At 70.0% G+C, this 22,078-nt stretch carries 15 protein-coding genes; 7 read left to right on the top strand and 8 right to left on the bottom strand.

Going from position 1 to position 22,078, the window contains the following annotated elements; translation table 11 throughout:
* Positions 1-4: 4 nt before the first annotated feature.
* The 4 genes from OG446_RS08010 to OG446_RS07995 all read right to left on the bottom strand — a co-directional run bounded on the left by OG446_RS08010 (position 5) and on the right by OG446_RS07995 (position 5,747).
* Positions 5-934 (bottom strand): branched-chain amino acid ABC transporter permease, encoded by a 930-nt coding sequence (locus tag OG446_RS08010; protein WP_306069759.1) that lies wholly within the window; start codon positions 932-934, stop codon positions 5-7.
* Between the two features lie 100 nt (positions 935-1,034).
* Positions 1,035-2,246, bottom strand: coding sequence for a branched-chain amino acid ABC transporter substrate-binding protein (locus tag OG446_RS08005; RefSeq protein WP_328898236.1), 1,212 nt, complete (start codon positions 2,244-2,246; stop codon positions 1,035-1,037).
* A gap of 646 nt (positions 2,247-2,892) precedes the next feature.
* A complete protein-coding gene (locus OG446_RS08000; protein ID WP_328893358.1) occupies positions 2,893-3,363 on the bottom strand; it encodes a PaaI family thioesterase in 471 nt (156 codons plus the stop codon).
* 86 nt (positions 3,364-3,449) lie between these two features.
* Complete coding sequence (locus OG446_RS07995; RefSeq protein ID WP_328893357.1) at positions 3,450-5,747, bottom strand: FdhF/YdeP family oxidoreductase; 2,298 nt, start codon at positions 5,745-5,747, stop codon at positions 3,450-3,452.
* Between the two features lie 167 nt (positions 5,748-5,914).
* Between OG446_RS07995 and polA the strand changes: the two genes are divergently transcribed.
* Entirely contained in the window at positions 5,915-8,626 is a 2,712-nt protein-coding gene (gene polA, locus OG446_RS07990) for a DNA polymerase I (protein WP_328893356.1), read from the top strand.
* A 31-nt stretch (positions 8,627-8,657) separates the two neighbouring features.
* On the opposite strand, the gene OG446_RS07985 is transcribed toward polA, so the two are convergent.
* Positions 8,658-9,527, bottom strand: coding sequence for a DUF4184 family protein (locus OG446_RS07985; RefSeq protein ID WP_328893355.1), 870 nt, complete (start codon positions 9,525-9,527; stop codon positions 8,658-8,660).
* Positions 9,528-9,713: 186 nt separating this feature from the next.
* On the opposite strand from OG446_RS07985, the gene OG446_RS07980 reads away from it, so the two are divergent.
* From OG446_RS07980 to OG446_RS07970, 3 genes are all read left to right on the top strand, one after another.
* The gene (locus OG446_RS07980; protein ID WP_328893354.1) at positions 9,714-11,423 is read left to right on the top strand and encodes a lytic transglycosylase domain-containing protein; all 1,710 of its coding nucleotides are present in this window, start codon (positions 9,714-9,716) and stop codon (positions 11,421-11,423) included.
* A 150-nt stretch (positions 11,424-11,573) separates the two neighbouring features.
* A complete protein-coding gene (locus OG446_RS07975; protein WP_328893353.1) occupies positions 11,574-11,711 on the top strand; it encodes an SPW_0924 family protein in 138 nt (45 codons plus the stop codon).
* A gap of 104 nt (positions 11,712-11,815) precedes the next feature.
* Positions 11,816-12,817 (top strand): DUF3068 domain-containing protein, encoded by a 1,002-nt coding sequence (locus OG446_RS07970; protein ID WP_328893352.1) that lies wholly within the window; start codon positions 11,816-11,818, stop codon positions 12,815-12,817.
* Here the strand turns inward: OG446_RS07970 and hrpB are convergent.
* Both hrpB and OG446_RS07960 read right to left on the bottom strand, forming a co-directional pair.
* Positions 12,804-15,305: an ATP-dependent helicase HrpB gene (gene hrpB, locus OG446_RS07965; protein ID WP_328893351.1), complete on the bottom strand. Its 2,502-nt coding sequence runs from the start codon at positions 15,303-15,305 to the stop codon at positions 12,804-12,806. The two genes, OG446_RS07970 and hrpB, sit on opposite strands and share 14 nt — an antisense overlap.
* Positions 15,306-15,389: 84 nt before the next feature.
* Positions 15,390-16,202, bottom strand: a complete 813-nt coding sequence (locus tag OG446_RS07960; RefSeq protein WP_328893350.1) for a class I SAM-dependent methyltransferase — start codon at positions 16,200-16,202, stop codon at positions 15,390-15,392.
* A gap of 400 nt (positions 16,203-16,602) precedes the next feature.
* On the opposite strand from OG446_RS07960, the gene rpsA reads away from it, so the two are divergent.
* Entirely contained in the window at positions 16,603-18,120 is a 1,518-nt protein-coding gene (gene rpsA, locus OG446_RS07955) for a 30S ribosomal protein S1 (RefSeq protein WP_328893349.1), read from the top strand.
* Between the two features lie 95 nt (positions 18,121-18,215).
* Here the strand turns inward: rpsA and OG446_RS07950 are convergent, their stop codons facing one another.
* Positions 18,216-19,178, bottom strand: coding sequence for a right-handed parallel beta-helix repeat-containing protein (locus OG446_RS07950; RefSeq protein ID WP_328893348.1), 963 nt, complete (start codon positions 19,176-19,178; stop codon positions 18,216-18,218).
* Between the two features lie 335 nt (positions 19,179-19,513).
* Here OG446_RS07950 and OG446_RS07945 point away from each other — a divergent pair, with 335 nt between their 5' ends.
* Entirely contained in the window at positions 19,514-21,037 is a 1,524-nt protein-coding gene (locus OG446_RS07945) for a flavin monoamine oxidase family protein (protein ID WP_328898235.1), read from the top strand.
* 82 nt (positions 21,038-21,119) lie between these two features.
* Positions 21,120-22,058, top strand: a complete 939-nt coding sequence (locus tag OG446_RS07940) for a PAC2 family protein (protein WP_328893347.1) — start codon at positions 21,120-21,122, stop codon at positions 22,056-22,058.
* The last annotated feature ends 20 nt before the right edge of the window (positions 22,059-22,078 follow it).

Raw genomic sequence — 22,078 nt, 5'->3', positions numbered from 1 at the left:
CGTATCACGCCCTGTCCGCGACGCGTTCGCCGAGCAGGCCTTGTGGCCGGAGCAGGAGGACGACGATGAGGAGGACGAAGGCCCATACGTCCTTCCAGGCGCCGCCGCCGAAGAGGTCCATGCCGGGGACGTCGCTCATGTAGCCGGTGGCGAGGGATTCGGCGACGCCGAGCACGACTCCGCCGAGCATGGCGCCGTAGATGTTGCCGATGCCGCCGAGTACGGCTGCGGTGAAGGCTTTGAGGCCCATGATGAAGCCCATTTTGAAGCCGATCTGGCCGTTCTTGAGCCCGTAGGCGACGGCGGCGACGGCTGCGAACGCGGCACCGATGGCGAAGGCCATGACGATGATGCGGTCGGTGTTGATGCCCATGAGTTTGGCGGTGTCGGGGTCCTGCGAGGTGGCTTGCATGCCGCGGCCGGAGCGGGTCTTGGAGACGAAGAGGCCGAGGGCGATCATGCAGACGGGGGCGGCGATGAGGACGAAGAGGTCACCGCGCTGGATGTGGGCGCCGAAGAGGTCGAATGCTTCGCCCTTGAACTGGGGGAAGGGTCGGTCCTTGGTGGCGTTGGGGTACCACTTCCAGATGGCCTGCTGGAGTGCGAGGGAGAGTCCGATCGCGGTGATCAGCGGGGCGAGTCTGGGGGCGGTGCGCAGGGGTCGGTAGGCGAAGCGTTCGGCTGCGACGCTGATGGCGACGGAGCATATGACGCCGCCGATGATCATGAGGGGGACGATTGCGAGGAGGTTGGAGCCGGCCGGCATCCAGAGGTACACGGTGAGAGCTCCGAAGCCTCCGATCATGAAGATCTCGCCGTGGGCGAAGTTGATGAGCTGGATGATTCCGTAGACCATCGTGTATCCGATCGCGATGAGTCCGTACATCGCGCCGAGGATGAGTCCATTGGCCAGCTGTTGCGGCAGTTCGTGCACCGCAGGGCCTCCGTGGAGTGGTTCGGATATGGCACCGCGCGGGAGCGCTCGTAGCGCTCCCGCGCGGTCTGGTGTCAGTCAGTGCGTGACCGGGAGCGTGTTACGGCTTGTAGGCCTCGCTGAGCTTGGAGGTCCACTTGCCGCCGTCGACCTGGTAGGCGGTCATCATGGTGTTGGTGGTGTCGCCGTATTCGTCGAAGGAGACGGGGCCGGTGACGCCTTCGAAGCTGACCTTGCTGACGGCTTCGAGGACCTTGGCGCGGGCGTCGTCGGGGAGCTTGCCGTCGTTGGCTGCGACGACGGCCTTGACGGCCTCGATGATGGCCCAGGTGGCGTCGTAGGTGCCGCCGCCGTAGGCCTCGTAGGCGTCCTTGTATCCGGCGGCCTTGTAGTTCGCGATGAAGGTCTTGGCGGACTCGAGCTCTTCGACGGGCTTGCCGACGGAGGTGGCGATGTCGCCCTGGGACTTCTTGTTGAGCTTGATGAAGTCGGCGCTGTACATGCCGTCGCCGCCCATGAGGGGGATCTGGACGCTGTCCTTGAGCTGCTGGCTCAGGGGGGCGCCGGCGGGGTACTCACCGCCGTAGTAGACGGCCTTGGCGCCGGACTTCTTGACCTTGGTGACGACGGCGTTGAAGTCGCGGTCGTCGGGGTTGACGTGGTCGGATCCGGCGATCTTGCCGCCGAGGCCGGTGAACGTCGCCTTGAAGGAGGCTGCGAGACCGGCGCCGTAGGGCTTCTGGTCGTCGATGAGGTAGACCTGCTTGATCTTCGCGTTGTTGTACAGGTACTTCGCGGCGAAGGCGCCCTGGATCTGGTCCGTGGTGGCGGTGCGGAAGTAGGTCTTGAAGGGGCGCTTCTTGTCGCCGGTCTTCCAGTTGTCGCCCTGGGTCAGCTCGGTGCCGGTGTTGGCGGGGGAGATCTGGGTGAGGCCCGCGTCGTTGAGCGGCTTCTGCATCGACTGGGAGACGCCGGAGTTCAGCGGGCCGACGACGCCGACGACCTTTTTGTTGTCGATGAACTTGGTGGCGTTCTGCTGGCCGACGGAGGGCTGGGCCTGGTCGTCGAGGGGCTGGACCTCGAAGGTGATGCCCGGGACCGTCTTGTCCTTGTTCGCCGTCTTGGCGGCGAGGTCGGCGGAGTTCTTGATGCCGAGGCCGAGGGCGGAGAGGTCACCGGTGAGCGGGGCGTCGACGCCGATGACGACGGTCTGGTTGCCGCTGCTCTCGCTGCCCTTCTTGTCGTCGTCGCGCGACCCGCAGGCGGTGAGTGTCAGTGCTCCTGTGGTGAGCACTGTGGTGAGGATGAGCAAAGAACGGTGTCGCACGAAAAGTCCTTTCCCTGGCGCGGCCTCCTCTGCTTGAGGTGCCGTGTCGTTCGCCGGGCCGTACTGGTTGGTACAGGGCCGTGCTGCAGACGCGCCCGGCGGCGCGGTGACTGGCGGTGACTCTAAGGGCAGGGGTGGGGGTCGGGGATGGGGGTGGAGCAGGATGTGACTGTCTTGTTATGCCCTTGAGCAAGGCTTGAGGTGGCTGTGTGGACATGTACGGCTTTTTACCGGACGGTGAAGTGACCGCATGCTGAGAACGCGCAGCTCTGTTAAGGGGCTTGAGGCGATCTTGGTGCTGTCGTGTGGTGGGGGCGTGTGGCGGCGTGGGTGGGCGCGCCTGAGTGCCCGGTGCCTGCGGGGCCGGGTTCGTTGTGGGGCGTCGGGTGGGTGCACATTGCGGTTTTGTTACGCAGTGTTACATCCGGGGTGGTGTGGTCGACGCGGTGTGGTGGGTGCGCAGGCGGGTTGTGGCAGATGAGTGGGCCACGGAACGGGCTGGGTGGTCAAGGGTGTTGGCTGTGGCTGTTGTGCAAGTTCTGTGTGTGGGGCGGTGGTTGTGCCCGGGTATGGCACTGCCCGGACGGATTCGGGATCCGGCCGGGCAGGGGTGGTGCGGGGTGGTGCGGGGTCAGGAGGGTTCGGCCTTGGGGAGGTCGCGCAGGAGGCAGGTGAGGCGGGCGGTGCAGACGCGCTTGTCCTGTTCGTCGGTGATGACGATTTCGTACGTGGCGGTGGTGCGGCCGCGGTGTACGGGGGTGGCGGTGCCGGTGACGAGGCCGCTTCGTACCCCTCGGTGATGGGTGCAGTTCAGGTCGACGCCGACGGCGATCTTGGTGGCGCCGCCGTGGAGCATGGAGCCGATGGATCCGAGGGTTTCGGCGAGGACGGCGGAGGCGCCGCCGTGCAGGAGTCCGTAGGGCTGGGTGTTGCCTTCGACGGGCATGGTGGCGACGACGCGGTCCGCGGAGGCTTCGATGATGGTGACGCCCATGCGTTCGCCGAGGTGGCCTGCGGAGAAGAGTGCGGGCAGGTCGACGCCGAGGGTGGCGTACTCGTCGATGATCTCCTGGGGGAACTGGGGTGTGGTGTGCTCGCCCATGGGTCCGGCTCCGATCGTCTGCGGTGGTTCGTTGCTGTGCGCACGTTCGTGTGTGCACTGTTCTTATCAGACGACTGAGCGGGCGCTTAGTGCGCCTGCCCGGGGGTGTCGGCGCGCGCGCTCTCGAACCGCACCACGACGGACTTGCTGGCGGGGGTGTTGCTGGTGTCGGCGGTGGAGTCCAGGGGGACCAGCACGTTGGTCTCGGGGTAGTACGCGGCGGCGCAGCCGCGGGCGGTGGGGTAGTGGACGACGCGGAAGCCGGGGGCGCGTCGTTCGGTGCCGTCCTTCCATTCGCTGACGAGGTCGGTGTAGGTGCCGTCGGTGAGGCCGAGGGCGGTGGCGTCGTCGGGGTTGACGAGGACGACGCGGCGGCCGCCCTTGATGCCGCGGTAGCGGTCGTCGAGGCCGTAGATGGTGGTGTTGTACTGGTCGTGGGAGCGCAGGGTCTGCAACAGCAGGCGGCCTTCGGGGAGTTCGGGGTATTCGACGGGGGCGGCGGTGAAGTTGGCCCTGCCGGTGGCGGTGGGGAAGCGGCGGGAGTCGCGGGGGGCGTGGGGGAGGGTGAATCCGCCGGGGTGGGCGATGCGTTGGTTGAAGTTCTCGAAGCCGGGGACGACGCGGGAGATGCGGTCGCGGATCGTGGCGTAGTCCTTCTCGAACTCTTCCCAGGGGGTGGTGGAGGCGGGGCCGAGTACGGCGCGGGCGAGGCGGGCGACGATGGCGGGTTCGGAGAGCAGGTGGGGGCTTGCGGGGGTGAGGTTGCCGCGGGAGGCGTGGACCATGCTCATGGAGTCCTCGACGGTGACGAACTGCTTGCCGCCGGCTTGTACGTCCTTGTCGGTGCGGCCGAGGGTGGGCAGGATCAGGGCCCTGGCGCCGGTGACGGTGTGGGAGCGGTTGAGCTTGGTGGAGACGTGGACGGTGAGGCGTGCGGTGCGCATGGCGGCTTCGGTGACGTCGGTGTCGGGGGAGGCGGAGACGAAGTTGCCGCCCATGGCGAAGAAGACCTTGGCGTCGCCGTCGCGCAGGGCGCGGATGGAGCGGACGACGTCGTAGCCGTGGTGGCGCGGTGAGGTGATGGAGAATTCCTTGTCGAGGGCGTCGAGGAACGCTGTCGAGGGGCGCTCGAAGATGCCCATGGTGCGGTCGCCCTGGACGTTGGAGTGGCCGCGCACGGGGCAGACTCCGGCGCCGGGCCGGCCGATGTTGCCGCGCAGCAGGAGGAAGTTGACGACTTCGCGGATGGTCGGCACGGAGTGTTTGTGCTGGGTGAGGCCCATGGCCCAGCAGACGATGGTGCGCTTGGACGCGAGGACCATGGAGAGGGCCTCTTCGATGGCGGGGCGCTCCAGGCCGGTCGCGGCGAGGGTCTGTTCCCAGTCGGCTTCTGCGGCCGCGGCGGCGAACTCCTCGTAGCCGTGGGTGTGTGCGGCGACGAAGGTCTCGTCGACGGCGCCCTCGGTGGCGAGGATCATCTTGTTGAGGAGCCGGAAGAGGGCCTGGTCGCCGCCGATGCGGATCTGGAGGAAGAGGTCGTTGAGTGCCGCTCCCTTGATCATGCCGAGCGGGGTCTGCGGGTTCTTGAAGCGTTCGAGTCCGGCCTCGGGGAGCGGGTTCACCGAGATGATCTTCGCTCCGGCGGATTTGGCCTTCTCCAGGGCGGAGAGCATCCGGGGGTGGTTGGTGCCGGGGTTCTGTCCGGCGACGATGATCAGGTCGGCGTGGTGGAGGTCCTCCAGGGAGACGGATCCCTTGCCGACGCCGATGGTCTCGGTGAGTGCCGAGCCGGAGGACTCGTGGCACATGTTGGAGCAGTCGGGCAGGTTGTTGGTGCCGAATTCGCGGGCGAACAGCTGGAGCAGGAACGCGGCCTCGTTGCTGGTGCGTCCGGAGGTGTAGAAGAGCGCTTCGTCGGGGGAGGCGAGTCGGCCGAGTTCCTCGGCGATGACGGCGAAGGCGCGCTCCCAGGTCACGGCCTCGTACCGGTCCGCGCCCTCGGGCAGATACATGGGTTGCGTGATGCGTCCCTGCTGGCCGAGCCAGTAGCCGCTGCGGGTGGCGAGGTCGGCGAGGGGGTGTGCGGCGAAGAAGTCCGGGGTGACGCGGCGCAGGGTGGCTTCCTCGGCGACGGCTTTGGCCCCGTTCTCGCAGAACTCGGCGGTGTGCCGCTTGTCGGCCTCGGGCCAGGCGCAGCCGGGGCAGTCGAAGCCGTCCTTCTGGTTGACCTTGAGGAGGGTCTGCGCGGTGCGGCGGACGCCCATCTGCTGCTGGGCGATGCGCAGGCTGTGGGCGACGGCGGGCAGCCCGGCGGCGGCGTGCTGGGCCGGCTGGACCTGGGGTGCGTCCTGGACCGGGTCTCCTGCGGGCGGCTTCGTGGCCATCGTGCTCCCCTTCGGGCCTGCCGCGGACCTTGTGTGGTCCGCTGTGCGTGTTTCCTTCTCCTTCGATCCTGGCACGCGGTGCGGGCGGGGTGCCCGGTGAGCGGTCGGCGGGCGGTGGTGGGCGGTGGCCGGTCCGGATTGTCAGTGGTACGTGGCAGGATCGGGGTGTGGCTGAGACGGCATCGAAGAAGACGGCAGACAACCGACCGCGCCTGCTCCTGATGGACGGGCACTCCCTGGCGTACCGGGCGTTCTTTGCGCTGCCTGCGGAGAATTTCACGACGGGGGCGGGGCAGCCGACGAACGCGGTGTACGGCTTCGCGTCGATGCTCGCGAACACGTTGCGTGACGAGGCGCCGACGCATTTCGCGGTGGCGTTCGACGTGTCGCGCAAGACGTGGCGCTCGCAGGAGTTCCCCGAGTACAAGGCGAACCGTTCGAAGACGCCGGACGAGTTCAAGGGTCAGGTCGAGCTGATCGGTGAACTGCTGGACGCGATGCACGCGGACCGTTTCGCGGTCGACGGCTTCGAGGCGGACGACGTCATCGCGACGCTGGCCACGCAGGCGGAGGCGGCGGGGTTCGAGGTGCTGATCGTCACCGGTGACCGTGACTCCTTCCAGCTGATCACGGACAATGTGACGGTGCTGTACCCGACCAAGGGTGTGTCGGAGCTGACGCGGTTCACCCCGGAGAAGGTCGAGGAGAAGTACGGGCTCACCCCGCAGCAGTACCCGGACTTCGCGGCGCTGCGCGGTGACCCGTCGGACAACCTTCCGGGTATTCCGGGGGTGGGTGAGAAGACGGCCGCGAAGTGGATCAACCAGTTCGGTTCGTTCGACGAGCTGGTGGAGCGGGCCGAGGAGGTCAAGGGGAAGGCCGGGCAGAATTTCCGCGACCACCTGGACGCGGTGCGGCTGAACCGGCGGCTGACGGAGATGGTCCGTGACGTGGAGCTGCCGAAGACCCCGGCCGATCTGGAGCGTGCTCCGTACGACCGCACGGCGGTCACCGGGGTGCTCGATGTGCTGGAGATCCGTAACCCGAGCCTGCGCGAGCGGCTGCTGGCGGTGGATCCGGGCAAGGCGGAGGACGAGGCTCCGGCGCCGGCCGCGGGCGTCGAGCTGGACGGTTCGGTGCTGGGTGCGGGCGAGCTCGCTCCGTGGCTGGCCGAGCACGGGGAGCAGCCGCTCGGTGTCGCCACGGTCGACACCTGGGCGCTCGGCAGTGGCACGGTCACCGAGATCGCGCTCGCCGCGGCGGGCGGGGCTGCGGCCTGGTTCGACCCGGCGCTGCTCGACGCGGCGGACGAGCAGGCGTTCGCTGCGTGGATCGCGGACGCGGACCGGCCGAAGGTCATGCACAACGCGAAGAGCGTGATGCGGGTCTTCCCGGAGCACGGCTGGCGGACCGAGGGCGTCTCGATGGACACGGCGCTCGCCGCGTACCTGGTCAAGCCGGGCCGTCGCTCGTTCGCGCTGGACGCGCTGGCCGTGGAGTACCTGGGCCGTGAGCTCGCTCCGGCGGCGTCGTCCGACGGCCAGCTGGCGTTCGGTGCGGACGACCAGGCCGAGGCCGATGCGCTGATGACGCAGGCCCGTGCGGTCCTCGACCTGGGTGACGCGTTCACGGCGCGGCTGAAGGAGGTCGGTGCGGCCGAGCTGCTGCACGACATGGAGCTGCCGACGTCGATCCTGCTGGCCCGTCTGGAGCGGCACGGCATCGCGGCGGACCGGGCCCATCTGGAGGGCATGGAGCAGCAGTTCGCGGGTGCCGTGCAGCAGGCGGTGAAGGAGGCGCACGCGGCGGTGGGCCGCGAGTTCAACCTCGGTTCGCCCAAGCAGCTCCAGGAGGTCCTCTTCGGTGAGCTGGGCCTGCCGAAGACGAAGAAGACGAAGACCGGGTTCACGACGGACGCGGACGCGCTGGCGTGGCTGGCCGCGCAGACGGAGCACGAGCTGCCGGTCATCATGCTGCGCCACCGCGAGCAGGCGAAGCTGCGGGTCACGGTCGAGGGCCTGGTGAAGACGATCGCGGCGGACGGCCGTATCCACACCACGTTCAACCAGACCGTGGCGGCGACCGGCCGGCTGTCGTCCACCGACCCGAATCTTCAGAACATCCCCGTGCGGACGGACGAGGGCCGGGCCATTCGTCGAGGCTTCGTCGTGGGCGAGGGCTTCGAGACGCTGATGACGGCGGACTACAGCCAGATCGAACTGCGCGTGATGGCGCACCTGTCCGAGGACGCGGGTCTGATCGAGGCGTTCACGTCCGGTGAGGACCTGCACACCACGGTCGCCTCGCAGGTGTTCGGCGTCGACAAGTCGGCGGTCGACCCGGAGATGCGGCGCAAGATCAAGGCGATGAGCTACGGACTGGCGTACGGGCTGTCCGCGTTCGGTCTCTCGCAGCAGCTGAACATCGAGGCGGGTGAGGCCCGGGGCCTGATGGACACCTACTTCGAGCGGTTCGGCGGGGTCCGGGACTATCTGCACCGGGTGGTGGAGGAGGCCAGGGCCACCGGGTACACGGAGACGGTCTTCGGCCGCCGCCGCTACCTGCCGGACCTCAACAGCGACAACCGCCAGCGCCGCGAGACGGCCGAGCGGATGGCGCTCAACGCACCGATCCAGGGCACGGCCGCGGACATCGTCAAGGTCGCCATGCTGCACGTCGACCGGGCGCTGACCGAGGCGAAGCTGACGTCACGGATGCTGCTCCAGGTCCATGACGAAATCGTGCTGGAGATCGCCAAGGGCGAGCGGGAACAGGTGGAGAAGATCCTGCGCCACGAGATGGCGACGGCGGTGCAGCTGCGGGCGCCGCTGGACGTGTCGGTCGGGGTCGGCACCGACTGGGAGTCCGCCGCACACTGACGTGGGCCCCGCCCCGGGGCGGGGGCGTTCTCTAGTCGCCGGTCCGGCTCGTGTCCCGGGCCGGGCCGGTGACGGGGCGCGCCGGGGCGCCGGTGCCCCGGACCCACAGCCGCATCCACATGCCGTACAGCACGAGCCCGACGGCGAGCCCGGCGCCCGCGCCGAAGCAGGCGGTCGGAATGATGTCGAGCGGTGTGTCGACGTGTCCGAAGTACGCATACCAGCGTGCGCAGCGGTGCACGATGCCCAGCAGTACGCACATGCCGAGGGACGCCGCTGCCCACGCCCGTGCCCGGTGGTCCAGGACCGGTACGGACTCCGGCACCGGCCGGGCCCCGGTGCGGCGCAGCCCCGACACGGTGAACCATGCCAGCACCGTCAGCGCCAGGGCCGAACTGCCGTACTGCACCAGTTGGAACACCGGGTGGCCGCCCGCGTGCTGCCCGAGCACGGGTACCAGCCGCACGCCCCACCGGTCGTGGTGGGTGAAGGCGTCCCAGACGACGTGTGTGGCGGCTCCGATGACGGCCGACACGACGAACCACGCACCGTCCCGCAGGCCCCGCGGCCCTTGTCCGGGCGGGCGCGGGGCACCGCGGACCCAGGCGTGCACGCGCCCCTGCCAGGGCGTGGGCAGCAGCGCCACGAGGGGTTCGCGCAGCAGCAGCCACAGCGCCACGGTCGCCGCGGTGATCAGGACGTCCACCGTGAACACACCCCACCAGGCGTGGGTGACCTGCCCGAACTCCATGGCGCCCGGGATCGCCGTGTCCGCGTAGTACGTCATGTCGGGGGCGAACGAACCGGCGACGAGTGCCGAGGCCAGGAGCGGTCCGCGCCCTGCTCCGTTGCGGCGGATCCCGGGGAGGACGGCTGCGGCGTGGCTGAGCGTGAACGGCATGGGGGAAGTATGCGCGAGCAGCCGGCGCGGGCTTTTCACCGACTGGACAACTTGCGGACCGGAACGTGAGAAACCGGTAAGAAGCGGTCCGGTCGCTGTGTTCGCGCGGCACAAGTTGCCGTAGGGTCGCCTGAGTCCAGGCGCAGGGGAGCGCGGACAGCCGACGAGGGGGAGGGCCCAGACGTTATGGCAGCGCAATTCGGTCGCCGACTGCGCAGAGGGGCGACCACGGCTGCCGTGGCCGCTGCCGCTGTGGCAGCACTTTCCGCCTCGCAGGCCCCGGGTTCGCCCCTGGTGGCGTCCGACGGGGACCAGCCGGCCACCGGTACGGCGGGTTCGACGCCCTCGGGCGACGGTGCCGCGTCCGGCAACTCGCCCTACTTCACCGACCTGCCGCCGCTGAACACACCCAACAAGCCGGGCACCTCCGTCAATCTGCCCGTGACGGGCAGCGCCGAATCGGGCATTCCGGCGTCGATCCTCGCGGCGTACCAGAAGGCCCAGCAGACCGTCGCGGGTACGGACGCCGCCTGCCGGCTGCCGTGGCAGCTCCTCGCCGCGATCGGCAAGGTCGAGTCGGGCCAGGCCCGCGGCGGCCGTGTCGACGCGCAGGGCACCACGCTCTCCCCGATCCTCGGCCCCGCCCTCAACGGTCAGGGTTTCGCCCTGATCAAGGACACCGACAACGGTGCCTACGACGGGGACTCGACGCATGACCGGGCGGTCGGCCCGATGCAGTTCATCCCGTCCACCTGGGCGACCTGGGGCCAGGACGGCAACGCCGACGGCCGCAGGGACCCCAACAACATCTACGACGCGGCGCTCGCCGCCGGGCGTTACCTCTGCGCCGGTTCGCGCGATCTGGCGCTCGCCGCCGACCTTGACCGGGCGGTCCTGAGCTACAACCACTCCGACGAGTACCTGCGTACCGTCCGCACCTGGTTCGAGTACTACAACCGCGGCACGCACGAGGTGCCGGACGGCACCGGCGTCCTGCCGGTCGAATCCAGTACCGGAACGCACCCGGGCACCGGCTCCGGAACCCATGGCGGCGGCCCGTCCTCCTCCCCGTCGCCGTCGCCCTCGGGGTCGCCGTCGCCCACCCCGACGCCCAAGCCCGAGCCGCCGTCGAAGCCGAGCCCGACGCCCTCGGACCCGGGCGGGCCGGGCACGCCCACGACGCCGACCCCGACCCCCGAGCCCACGCCGAGCCCGGCCCTGGCCGCCGTGCAGAACGCGGGCACCGGCGAGCTGTCGGCCACGGCGGGCGACGCGTTCGCTGAGCGGATCAAGGTCCTGGCGAAGAGCAACTTCGGCAAGCCGCTCGCCAAGGTGTCCGTGACCTTCACCGTCGTCGGTGACACGGACGCCGCGTTCGACGGCGGGAAGAAGTCCGTCACCGCGGCCACCGGGACCGACGGCACGGTCACCGCACCCGTGCTGAAGGCGGGCGAGAAGACGGGCGCGTTCACCGTCCGGGCGACGGCCACCGGCACGTCGCTGCCCGCCGTCACGTACACGGCGGCCGTCACCGCGCGGCAGGCCGACGCCATCGTCAGGACGGGCACCGCGGAGCTGACCGCAGTGGCGGGCCAGACGTTCGCCGACGTCACCGTCAGGGCCACGTACAAGGGCGCTGCCGCCGACCGGGTCGCCGTCACCGCCACCATGATCACCGACGACGAGAAGCCGGTCGAGAACGACAAGGGCCCGTACTTCACGAACGACGACGGTGACCCGGTCCGCACCTTCGCGTTCACCACGGACGCCGACGGCACGCTCACCCTGCCGAAGATCTACGCCGACGGTGCCGCGGGTACGTACAAGCTGCGTCTGACCACCGAGGGCGGCGCCACCGTCGTCATCGAGCTCACGGTCCAGGCCCCCGCCGCCTGACCCGCGCGCGCCCGGGCCCACCACGCCCCCGAACAGCCCCTTGGCCGGCACCCGGCCAAGGGGCTGTTCTACGTGTTCTCATCTCGCGCCCCGGTTGCTACGGTGCCCCAGCCCTGACGACCCATCAGTTCTGAGCCCGGGAGGCCGAGCATGCGCGCCCTGATTGCCGCAGCCGTCGGACTGGCCGCAGCCCTCGCCCTCGTACTCACCATCAGTGCGATCGGCGCGCCACCCGGCGAGACCTCGCCCGAACCCCTGCTGACCACGGTCCCGGGTCCGAAGAACTAGGGGGCTGTCCGGCGGCGCATGGCCGGGGTCACGGCGTGTCCGACCCTGATCCGCCGGACAGCCCCGATCCGTCCGCACCACGCAATGCAGAGGAAGGACACCCCATGCGCCGCCGAGCCAGCCTCGTACTCCTGGCCTTCGCCGTCTTCTTCGCCGCGCTGTCACCGCTGTTGCGCTGGTACGCCTTCCCGCGCCTCGCGAAGATCCCGCCGAACCAGTACCAGGAGACCGTGCTGGAGGCGAAGCCCGCGACCCTCCTCGACTACAGCACCCTGAAGGCCGAGAAGGTCGACAGGATCACCATCGTGCAGACCCTCAAGGGCAACGTGGAGGAGTCCGAGAAGATCGAGCGCAGCGCGGGCCGCGACGTCGTCGTGTGGGACGCCCTGTCCTATGTGCAGGGACCCGACGGCAAGATGGTCTCCAAGATCCCCGAGCGCTACATCTTCGACGCGCACAGCCAGGACCCGGTCCACGCCACGGGCGAATCGGTCGACGGCGACGCGGTGAACCGCGAGGGCATCGAGTTCAAGTGGCCCTTCCTCACGGAGAAGCGCGACTACGAGTACTTCGACGCCCAGACCCGCACCAGCTCGCCCATCCACTACGAGGGCACCCGGAACTTCCGCGGCATGGACGTCTACTACTTCGAGCAGACCATCCCGTGGACCAAGGTCCCCATGCCCAAGACCATGCCCATCAAGGGCATCACCCCGGAGCAGATCACCAAGACGGGGGTGACCCGCTGGTACACCACCAAGCGGATGTTCTGGGTCGACCCGGTCACCGGGGCGCCGGTCAACGGCGAGGAGGTCCACAAGGAGGAGCTGCGGAACGGGAAGGCGATGGGCATGTCCCAGGACACCGTCACCGTCTTCGCCGGGCACGTGAAGATGCGCGAGGACTACATCGTCTCGATCGTCGACCAGGTCAAGTCCCAGCGGGTGCTGATCCTGCTGCTGACCTCGTACCTGCCCTGGGGCTTCCTCGTCCTGGGCGCCGGGCTGCTGGCCCTGTCGCTGTGGCTGGAGGCGCGCTCGCGGCGGCCGGGCGGGACGGACACGGTCAGGCGGAAGGAACCGGAACCCGCTCCTACTCCCGCCTGAGCCGCGCCTTCGTGAACCGGGTCGCCTCGACCGTCGTCGGGTCCTCGGGCCATGGATGCCTCGGATAGCGGCCGCGCAGCTCCGCCCGCACCGCCTTGTAGCCCTCCCGCCAGAACGACGCCAGATCCGCCGTCACCGCCGCCGGGCGCCCCGCGGGCGACAGCAGGTGCACCAGCACCGGCACACCCGCCACCCGCGGGGTCTCCTGGAGACCGAAGAGCTCCTGGAGCTTCACCGCGAGCACGGGCTGGGATCCCCCGTACTCCACCCTGATCCGTGAACCGCTCGGCACCTCGATCCGCTCAGGGGCCAGCTCGTCCAGCCGGGCCGCCTCGCCGGTCGCCCACGGCAGCAGCCGGCGCAGCGCCTGCCCCGCGTCGATCCCGGCCAGGTCCGAACGGCGCCGGGCCCGGGAGAGTTCGGGCTCCAGCCACTGCTCGGTACGGTCCAGCAGCGCTTCGTCCGACACCTCCGGCCAGGGTGCGCCGAGCTCCCGGTGGAGAAAGGCCAGCCGCTCCCGCAGCTGTCCGGTGTTGCGGCTCCAGCGCAGGAGCCCCAGCCCTTCCCGCCGCAACCCCTCCACCAGGGCCTCGCGGACCAGGGCGGGGTCCGGGTTCTTCAACGGACGCGCCGCCAGTTCGACGGCGCCGAGTCGCTCCACCCGCCGGGCCACCACGTCCCGGCCGTCCCAGCGGACCTCCTCGCCCGCGAACCGCAGATGCCCGGCCGCCCGCCGTGCCGTGTCCTCGTCGATGACCGCGGCGAGCCGGACCTGCGCGGAGGCCGCGTGCGCGGGACGGTCCGCGACCGCGACCGCCAGCCACGGCGCGCTGCGCAGCCGCGAGCCGTCCCGCAGCTCCGCGCCCGTGCCGGACGCCATCAGGAACGTCCCCTCGCCCCGGGCCCGCGCCACCCGCTCGGGAAAGGCCAGGGCGGCGACGAGTCCCACGGCGGCGTCGTCCGTGCCCGCACCGCCGGCCCCGGAACCCTTGAGGGAGGGCGACAGCCGCCGCACCTCCTGCCGCCAGCGGGCCGCGTAGCCGTCCTTGCCGAGCCGGGCGGTACGCAATGCCGCCGCCAGGTCGTCGCCGTAGTCCCGGGGCGGTTCCTCGCTCAGCAGCGCCACGACCTCCGCGGCCCGTCGCCCGCCGACCTCGGCCGCCCCGTCCAGGAGCGCCCTGGCCAGCCGCGGATGCAGCCCGAGGCGGGACATCCGCACCCCCCGGTCGGTCACCCGCCCGTCGGCGTCCACCGCGCCGACCGCGCTCAGCACCTCGCGGGCCGCGCCCATCGCCCCGGCCGGCGGCGGGTCCAGCAGCGCGAGTCCCGCGGCGTCCGGATCGCCCCAGCAGGCTGCCTGGAGGGCGAACGCGGCCAGGTCGGCCACCTTGATCTCGGGGGAGGGGAACCGGGCGAGCCGCCCGTCCTCCGCCTGCTCCCAGCAGCGGTAGACCGTCCCGGGAGCCTCCCGGCCGGCCCGGCCCGCCCGCTGGCGGCCCGCCGCCTGCGAGGCCCGTACCGTCGTCAGCGCGCTCAGCCCGCGGGCGTGATCGGTGCGCGGCTCCCGGGCCAGCCCCGAGTCGACGACGGTCCGCACCCCCGGAACGGTCAGCGAGGACTCCGCCACCGACGTCGCCAGCACCACCCGCCGCCCGTCGGACGAACCCGCCAGCACCGCGTCCTGCACCGCGGCCGGCGCCCGCCCGTGCACCTGGAGCACCTCCGCGGCCACCCCGGACAGCTGCCCCGCCACCCGGCCGATCTCGCCGACACCCGGCAGGAAGCACAGCACGTCGCCCTCCCGCTCGGCCAGCGCCCGGCGCACCACGGAGGCGACATGGGCCAGCAGCGCCGGGTCGACCCGCATCCCGTGCGGCGGCCGGACCGGACGGGCGGGCGGGGCCCACACCACCTCGACGGGGTGCGAGACGCCCTGCGCCTCGATCACCGGGGCGTCGCCGAGCAGCCGGGCCCAGCCCTCGGCGTCGGTGGTCGCGGACGCGGCGACCAGACGCAGGTCGGGGCGGATCGCCTCCCGTACGTCGAGCAGGAACGCGGCCACCGTGTCCGCGTCCAGATGGCGCTCGTGGCACTCGTCGATGATCACCGCGTCGATGCCCGCGAGCTCCTGGTCGCGCTGGAGCCGCTGGAGCAGCACCCCGGTGGTGACGACCTCGACCACGGTGTCCGGGCCCGTCACCCGCTCCCCGCGCACGGTGAAGCCGACCCGTTCACCCGGCCGCTCGCCGAGCAGCCACGCCATCCGCCGGGCCGCGGCCCGCGCCGCGATCCGCCGCGGCTCGGCGACCACGACCCGGCGCACCGGACCGTCGCCGGTCAGACCGGCCAGGACAAGAGGGACGAGGGTCGTCTTGCCGGTGCCCGGCGGCGCGCACAGCACCGCGACCCCGCGTTCGTCGAGCGCCTGCCGCAGCGCGGGCACGGCGGTGCGGACGGGCAGCTGGTCCAGGGCGTCGGTACGGATCACGCCCCCAGTCTCGTACGGCGGGGCGCGGCCGCCCGCACCGGCAGGTGTCCCAGTCCGTACGCGGGCCGGGGCGGTGGCAGGTTCTCAGTCCCGTACGCAGACGAAGATCGCGGTCCCCGGGATGAGGTTGCCCCGCAGCGGCGACCAGCCGCCCCACTCCTGGTTGTTCCACGCCGGCCACTCCGGCTCGACCAGGTCGGCCAGGCGGAAGCCGCCCGCCACCACGTCCCGCACCCGGTCGCCGAGCGTGCGGTGGTGCTCCACGTACACCGCCTCGCCCCGCTCGTCCTGCTCGACGTACGGGGTGCGGTCGAAGTAGGAGGCGGCGACGGACAGGCCCTCGGGCCCCGGCTCGTCCGGGAAGGCCCAGCGGACCGGGTGCGTGACGGAGAAGACCCAGCGGCCGCCGGGGCGCAGCACCCGGTGGACCTCGCGGAAGACCTGGACCGGATCGGCGACGAAGGGCACCGCGCCGTAGGCGGAGCAGGCCAGGTCGAAGGAACCGTCCCGGAAGGGCAGCACCCCGGCGTCCGCCTCGACCAGGGGGATGCCCTCGCCGATCCGCAGGGCGTGCTGGAGCTGGCGGTGGGAGAGGTCGAGGGCGACCGGCCGGGCGCCCTGCGCGGCCAGCCAGCGCGAACACTGTGCGGCGCCCGCGCCGATCTCCAGGACGTCGAGGCCCTTCAGCGACTCCGCGGGGCCCAGCAGGCCGGCCTCGGCCTCGTCGAGTCCCTCCGGGCCCCAGACGAAGCGGTCGTCGCCGAGGAAGCCGCCGTGGTCGTTCTGGTACTCGTCCGCGTTCCGGTCCCACCAGCCGCGGCTGGCCCGGCTGCTCTCGGCCTCGCCGGCGGTGCGGCGTGTCGCTTCGGGTTCGGCCGCGTAGATCTCTTGGCTCATCGTGTCCGTCGTTGTAGTTTGCCTTCACCCCGTGGTGCGCGGTACGTACCAGGGGGACCTCTGTGAGCGCGGAACCCGCGTGTCCGGATCATCTCCGGGGCCGATGTGGCCTCGGTGAACCTGAGTTGTGCCGGGTATGGGCCGTTCCGCCCCTGGTGTGCGCCTTCGCGCATTGACCGTGCCCTGCTGCCCCCGTATGCTACAAGTTGCGCTGCGAGCCTGCGCGCCTCAGACCTAGCAGGCCGCGCTCGCATCTGTATGTATGTCCCCTCGGTTCACGAGGCGCCTCCCGACCACGGGATTCGGCGCTTCCCAGGCTGTCCGGCTTCTGCAGAGGCGATACGGGCTCACGGCGTAGCAGTAACTTCGACTCACTGTCCGTACCGGAGCCCTTTCCCACATGACGAGCAGCACCGAGACCACCGCCACCACTCCGCAGGTTGCGGTCAACGACATCGGCGACGCGGACGCGTTCCTCGCGGCGATCGACGAGACGATCAAGTACTTCAACGACGGCGACATCGTTGACGGTGTCATCGTCAAGGTTGACCGCGACGAGGTTCTCCTCGACATCGGTTACAAGACCGAAGGTGTCATCCCGAGCCGCGAGCTCTCGATCAAGCACGACGTCGACCCGAACGAGGTCGTCAAGGTCGGCGACGAGATCGAGGCCCTGGTTCTCCAGAAGGAGGACAAGGAAGGCCGCCTGATCCTCTCGAAGAAGCGCGCTCAGTACGAGCGTGCCTGGGGCACCATCGAGAAGATCAAGGAAGAAGACGGCATCGTCACCGGTACCGTCATCGAGGTCGTCAAGGGTGGTCTCATCCTCGACATCGGCCTCCGTGGCTTCCTCCCGGCGTCGCTCGTCGAGATGCGCCGCGTCCGCGACCTCCAGCCTTACGTGGGCAAGGAGCTCGAGGCCAAGATCATCGAGCTGGACAAGAACCGCAACAACGTGGTCCTGTCCCGCCGTGCCTGGCTCGAGCAGACCCAGTCCGAGGTCCGCCAGACGTTCCTCACGACCCTCCAGAAGGGTCAGGTCCGCTCCGGCGTCGTCTCCTCGATCGTCAACTTCGGTGCCTTCGTGGACCTGGGTGGCGTCGACGGTCTCGTGCACGTCTCCGAGCTGTCCTGGAAGCACATCGACCACCCCTCCGAGGTTGTCGAGGTCGGCCAGGAAGTCACCGTCGAGGTTCTCGACGTGGACATGGACCGCGAGCGCGTGTCCCTGTCGCTCAAGGCGACGCAGGAAGACCCGTGGCAGCAGTTCGCCCGTACGCACCAGATCGGGCAGGTCGTTCCCGGTAAGGTCACCAAGCTCGTTCCGTTCGGTGCGTTCGTGCGCGTCGACGAGGGCATCGAGGGCCTGGTCCACATCTCCGAGCTGGCCGAGCGTCACGTGGAGATCCCGGAGCAGGTCGTCCAGGTCAACGACGAGATCTTCGTCAAGGTCATCGACATCGACCTCGAGCGTCGTCGCATCAGCCTCTCGCTGAAGCAGGCCAACGAGTCCTTCGGTGGCGACCCGGCCTCGGTCGAGTTCGACCCGACGCTGTACGGCATGGCCGCGTCGTACGACGACCAGGGCAACTACATCTACCCCGAGGGCTTCGACCCCGAGACCAACGACTGGCTCGAGGGCTTCGAGGCTCAGCGCGAGGTCTGGGAGACCCAGTACGCCGAGGCGCAGCAGCGCTTCGAGCAGCACCAGGCCCAGGTCATCAAGTCCCGCGAGGCCGACGAGGCCGCTGCTGCCGAGGGCGCTGCTGCCCCGGCCGGCAGCGCTCCGGCTGCCTCGGGCGGCAGCGGTGGCGGCGGCGGTTCGTACTCCTCGGAGTCCGCGGACAACTCCGGCGCCCTGGCGTCGGACGAGGCCCTGGCTGCCCTGCGCGAGAAGCTGGCGGGCGGCCAGAGCTGACGCTCTGACCTTCCGGCCGGTCATCGGCTGCAGTAGATGACGGTGAGGCCCGCTCCCTTCGGGGGGCGGGCCTCACTCGTTTCCGCGGCGAGCTGTTACGGGGTGACGGCGATGTTGGTCAGGCCGTTGCCGCCGGTCACGGTGTTGCTCGCGTGGACCGTCGTGGTGCAGCTCGCGCCGTAGTTCGTGACATTGACCGCGAGCCTCTTGTCGCCCGTCGATCCGGACAGGTCCGACACGTTGTCCCTGAAGACGGTCCCGCAGCCCCAGCCGCTCTGCTGGGTGTGGGTCTCGTATCCGTTGTTGGTCGTACGGGAGCCGTGGTTGCCCTCGACCAGCACGTTGTTGCCCTTCACGTCGACCCAGGAGTCGTCGTAGTTGGCGCCGGTCAGTCCGCTGCCGTCGAAGGTGTTCCCGACGATGCGCGCACCCGTGGTGCCTTCCTTGATGTCGACGTTCTCGCCGCCGACGTCCGGCCCGATGGTGTTGTCCAGGATCTGTACCCGGTCGCTCCGGTCGGAGAGGTCGCCCGCCGTGCCGACGTAGACGCCCTCGCCCATGCCGCGGCCGTCGTGCCCGGTGTCGTAGATCCGGGAGTTCCGGATGACGCCGTCGCTGCTGGACCTGCGGAAGTGGACGCCCTCCATGTCGAGGTCGTGCACGGTCACCGAGTCGATCACGACGCCGTTGGCGCCGTCGGCCATGATGCCCTTCTGGCCGCCCGTGACGGTGATGCCCTTCACCGTCCAGTACGAGGCGCCGTTGAGGTGCAGCCCGTAGCCGCCACCGGCCGTGAGCACTGCCCCCGCCGAGCCGGTCAGGGTGATGCGTGCGGAAGGGGTGCCGGGGACGAGGGCCTTGAAGTTGCCGGTGTACGTGCCGTCCGCGAGGTGGATCGTGTCGCCCGGACCGGCCGCGGTGAGCGCCGACTTGAGCTGGGCGGCGGTGCTCACTTCGATGACCGTCGCGGCCCCGGCCGTACCGGCGGAGGCGAGGGCGAGCGTGCCGGTGGCGAGAGCGGTGACCAGCAGGGCGGGGAACAGCGTGCGGGTGCGCATGGGGGTGCCTTCCCGTGAAAGGTTCAGGACGTTCTCGTACATGAATGTGGGGCGAGTCTCTGAACTTGCTGCCCAGTGACGGTAGGGATGGGGCGCGGGCATGTCAAGGTCTGGACCATTGCTCGTAGGGTTCCGGGCGCGGTGAACACAGGGAAACGTGTGGGATACACGAACAGCTGACGCCCCGAAACACACGCTTGCCAGGATCCCGGCAACCTCAAGATCCGAAGGGGAGCCGGGACATGACGCATGCTTCGCACCACTCGCCCGCGACACCGGGCGCGAGCCGCCGCACCTTCCTCCGCAACGTCGGACTCTCCGGCGGGGCGGGCGCGATGTTCGCCACCATGGGGGCACTCGGCCTCGCCCCCACCGCCCAGGCCGCGAGCCGCGAACCCGCCTACCGCGCCCCCAGCGAGGGCGACTTCCACCTGAAGGGCAAGGCCGCCGCCAAGGTGGTCGTCGTCGGCGGCGGCATCGCCGGCCTCGCCACCGCCTACGAGCTCGGCAAGGCGGGCTACGACTGTACGGTCCTGGAGGCCCGCGGCCGTACGGGCGGCCGCAACTTCACCGTGCGCGGCGGTGATTCCACCACCGACATCCACGGCGTCAAGCAGACGGCGCGGTTCTCCGACGGGCAGTACATGAACGCCGGACCCGGCCGCATTCCGCAGTGGATGGTCACCCTCGACTACTGCCGTGAACTCGGTGTCCCCATCGAGGTGTTCACCAACGTGAACGCCAACGCCTACCTCTACAACGAGAAGGCGGGCATGAAGGCCCCGGTGCGCTACCGCACCGCCAAGGCCGATGTGTACGGCTACGTCGCCGAACTCCTCTCCAAGGCGACCGACAAGGGCGCGCTCGACCGGCAGATCACCGCCGACGACCAGGAACGGCTGCTCGACTTCCTCAAGGACTTCGGCGACATCGGCGACACCCTCGACTACACCGGGAGCTCCCGGCGCGGATACCGTGTCGACCCCGCTGCCGCCGGAACCCCCGGCGAGGAACTCGGGTCCGTCCCCTCCGCGTCCGAGGTCTTCGCCAGCGGCGTCGGACGCTACTTCGCCTTCGAGTTCGAGTACGACCAGGCGATGCTGATGTTCCAGCCGGTCGGCGGCATGGACCGGATACCCGCCGCGCTCACCCGCGCGATAGGCGAGCGCAGGATCCGCACCGGCGCCGCCGTCACCGAGATCACCGACACCGCCCACGGCGTCACCGTCACCTACACCCAGTCAGGTCGCACCCGCAGCATCGAGGCGGACTACTGCGTCGCCGCCCTGCCGCCCAACATCCTCGCCAAGACCGCTCACAATCTCGGCCCGGCCGTCCAGACCGCACTGGAGGCCTGCAGACCGTCCTCGGCGGGCAAGATCGGGCTGGAGTACAGGAACCGCTGGTGGGAGAGCGACCACCAGATCTACGGGGGCATCACCGAGACGGACATGGACCTGGCCCACATCTGGTACCCGTCCTACGGCCACCAGGGGAGCCGCGGCACCCTCATCGGGTACTACAACACCGGCTCCAACGCGGACGCGTACGCCGCCCTGACCCCGCGCGAGCGGGAGGCGAGGGCCGTCGCGCAGGGCGTGAAGATCCACGGCGAGAAGTACCGTACGGAACTGGCCACCTCGTTCTCCCACCACTGGCGCCAGACCCCGTACCTGGAGGCTGCCTGGCACTCCCTGTCGGGCGGCCCCGACGCCCCGGTCTTCGCACCGCTCAACCAGGCAGCGGGGCGGGTCTACTTCGCCGGCGACTACCTGAGCTACGCCGACGCCTGGCAGCACGGAGCGTTCACTTCCGCACGGAAGGCGGTCACGGCACTGCACACGCGGGTACTTGGGTAAACACCATGTGAAGGGGCACGGGCGGGAATGCCCGTGCCCCCCGGGACGTTCTTCTTCAGGAACACAAGGAGGAGCGGTAACCGTGCCTGATCCGCAGAGTTTGTACGAATGGGAGCCGAAGGGCCTGGCTGTCGTCGACATGGCGCTCGCCCAGGAGTCGGCCGGTCTGGTCATGCTCTACCACTTCGAGGGATACATCGACGCGGGTGAGACCGGTGAGCAGATCGTCGACGGGCTGCTCGAATCGCTGCCCCATCAGGTCGTGGCCCGTTTCGACCACGACCGCCTCGTCGACTACCGCGCACGGCGCCCGCTGCTGACGTTCAAGCGTGACCGCTGGTCGTCGTACGAGACCCCGACGCTGGACGTCCGGGTCGTCCAGGACGCCACGGGTGCACCCTTCCTGCTGCTGTCCGGCCCCGAGCCCGACGTGGAGTGGGAGCGGTTCGCCGCCGCCGTCGAGCAGATCGTCGAGCGGCTCGGTGTCCGTCTCGCCGTCACCTTCCACGGCATCCCGATGGGTGTTCCGCACACCCGTCCGGTCGGCGTCACACCGCACGGCAACCGCACCGACCTCATGCCGGGCCACCGCAGCCCGTTCGACGAGGCGCAGGTGCCCGGTTCCGCCGCCGCCCTCGTCGAGTACCGGCTGATGGAGGCCGGACACGACGTTCTCGGTGTCGCCGCACATGTGCCGCACTACGTCGCCCGCTCCGCCTACCCCGACGCCGCGCTCACCGCGCTGGAATCGATCACGGCCGCGACCGGACTCGTGCTGCCGGCCGTCGCCCACTCCCTGCGCACCGAGGCGCACCGCACCCAGACGGAGATCGACCGCCAGATCGGCCAGGGCGACGAGGAGCTCGTCTCGCTGGTCGAGGGCCTTGAGCACCAGTACGACGCCGTCGCGGGTTCCGAGACCCGCGGCAACCTGGTCGCCGAGCCGGTCGAACTGCCGTCCGCCGACGAGATCGGTCTCGAATTCGAGAAGTTCCTGGCGGAGCGCGAGGGCGACGGCTGAGGGCGATGGCTGAGCCGGGT

It is taken from the genome of Streptomyces sp. NBC_00236, from assembly GCF_036195045.1.
GTDB lineage: Bacteria > Actinomycetota > Actinomycetes > Streptomycetales > Streptomycetaceae > Streptomyces.
The sequence above is the reverse complement of the archived record's forward strand: the minus strand, read 5'-3'. Positions and strand labels throughout refer to the sequence as shown.

What these genes read in the sequence shown, in the direction of transcription:
- OG446_RS08000 (WP_328893358.1), bottom strand. Translation starts at nt 3,363, where the DNA reads ATGGGCGAGCACACCACACCCCAGTTCCCCCAGGAGATCATCGACGAG.
- OG446_RS07995 (WP_328893357.1), bottom strand. Translation starts at nt 5,747, where the DNA reads ATGGCCACGAAGCCGCCCGCAGGAGACCCGGTCCAGGACGCACCCCAG.
- OG446_RS07985 (WP_328893355.1), bottom strand. Translation starts at nt 9,527, where the DNA reads ATGCCGTTCACGCTCAGCCACGCCGCAGCCGTCCTCCCCGGGATCCGC.
- OG446_RS07980 (WP_328893354.1), top strand. Translation starts at nt 9,714, where the DNA reads ATGGCAGCGCAATTCGGTCGCCGACTGCGCAGAGGGGCGACCACGGCT.
- OG446_RS07975 (WP_328893353.1), top strand. Translation starts at nt 11,574, where the DNA reads ATGCGCGCCCTGATTGCCGCAGCCGTCGGACTGGCCGCAGCCCTCGCC.
- OG446_RS07970 (WP_328893352.1), top strand. Translation starts at nt 11,816, where the DNA reads ATGCGCCGCCGAGCCAGCCTCGTACTCCTGGCCTTCGCCGTCTTCTTC.
- OG446_RS07960 (WP_328893350.1), bottom strand. Translation starts at nt 16,202, where the DNA reads ATGAGCCAAGAGATCTACGCGGCCGAACCCGAAGCGACACGCCGCACC.
- rpsA (WP_328893349.1), top strand. Translation starts at nt 16,603, where the DNA reads ATGACGAGCAGCACCGAGACCACCGCCACCACTCCGCAGGTTGCGGTC.
- OG446_RS07950 (WP_328893348.1), bottom strand. Translation starts at nt 19,178, where the DNA reads ATGCGCACCCGCACGCTGTTCCCCGCCCTGCTGGTCACCGCTCTCGCC.
- OG446_RS07945 (WP_328898235.1), top strand. Translation starts at nt 19,514, where the DNA reads ATGTTCGCCACCATGGGGGCACTCGGCCTCGCCCCCACCGCCCAGGCC.